This is a genomic window from Streptomyces sp. YS-3 (assembly GCF_045257485.1).
Lineage (GTDB): Bacteria > Actinomycetota > Actinomycetes > Streptomycetales > Streptomycetaceae > Streptomyces.
This window is the reverse complement of sequence record NZ_JBJHPC010001029.1, coordinates 1-1,212: the sequence shown is the minus strand read 5'-3', so window position 1 is coordinate 1,212 and position 1,212 is coordinate 1. Positions and strand designations below refer to the sequence as shown.

Annotated in this window: 2 protein-coding genes; both read left to right on the top strand. The window is 75.7% G+C overall.

The genetic code is table 11. The annotated features are described in order from the left end of the window. On the top strand, nt 1-668 hold a 668-nt coding region (locus ACJA3G_RS37260; RefSeq protein WP_406557435.1), incomplete at its 5' end, for a ubiquinol-cytochrome c reductase iron-sulfur subunit. Then, entirely contained in the window at nt 665-1,060 is a 396-nt protein-coding gene (locus tag ACJA3G_RS37255; RefSeq protein WP_406557434.1) for a hypothetical protein, read from the top strand. The genes ACJA3G_RS37260 and ACJA3G_RS37255, both read left to right, overlap by 4 nt. The last annotated feature ends 152 nt before the right edge of the window (nt 1,061-1,212 follow it).

Below are 1,212 nucleotides of genomic sequence, written 5' to 3'. Positions count from 1 at the left end.
AGGGTGGCCCGGGGGAAGGCGGCTCGCGCGAGGGTGCGCCGGGCGCCGCCGCCCCCTGGCCCGACCCCGCCCAGGAGGCGTTGCGCGACCGCGTCGCCGCCGACTCGCTCACCAGCCGCCGGGACTACCTGCGGATCGTCACCACCGTCTCCGGCGGCCTCGCCGTCGGCGCGGTCGCCGTCGCCGGAGGCGTGCTCCACCGGCACGGGGACAGTGCGGACGCCCCCGAGGCCAAGCGCGTGGCCGACGGGCTCCGCCCCGGCGAGGCCGTCGCCTTCCGCTTCCCCGGCGAGGACGACCGGGCGGTCGGCGTCCGGCTCCGGGACGGCACCCTCGTCGGTTACTCCGCCGTCTGTACGCACCTCGCCTGCGCGGTGCTGTGGCGCACCGACCGGGGTGACGAGGGCGAGCTGTACTGCCCCTGCCACGAGGGCGTCTTCGACCCCCGCACCGGTGAGGTGACCGCCGGGCCGCCGCCCCGCCCGCTGCCGAAGGTGCTCCTCGTGGAGGAGGTCGACGGGAGCGTCTGGGCGGTGGCCACCACTCGCTCCGGCGAGAGCGTCAAGGCGGCCATGTGCCGGCAGTTCGGTGAGCAGCACCCGGACATGGCGGCCCGGATCGGCTGCCCGGGAGCGGGTTCCGGGACCGAGAGGAGCGAGCGGACATGAGCGCCGGCACCGGCCCCGGCGGGAGCGGCGACGCCGTCGTGCCCGCGCCGCCCCCGTATACGCCCGGCAGCGCCCAGCCCCGACTCAACCGTCCCGTACACGACCGGTACCCCCAGATCCGCGCCACCAGTGGATACGGCGACCCCCGCACCCGCCGCACCGGGCCCGGCCCCGGTGCGGGCACCGAGCAGGAGCCCGAGCGGTCCTCGAAGCTGACGGCCCGCCTCGCCCTGGCGCTCACCGTGGTCGTCGGCCAGCTCTGGGGGCTGACGGTGATCGTCAACGAGTGGATGAAGGGCGACACCGCGACCGCCTGGTGGGGCACGGGGTTCCTCGGCCTGTCGTTCCTCGTAGTCCTGGGTCTCTGGCTGCTCGACCCGAAGGACCGGTGACGGTGAAGGGGAGAGGGGAAGGCGGCGGGGAGGGCTGGGACTCTGGCGACAGTGGCGACAGTGGCGGCTTCGGTGGCGGTGACCTGTGCCACCCGGAGTCCCGCCTCCGCCGCCCCGGCCGCCGCGTCGCCGTACCCTGGATTCATGAGTAC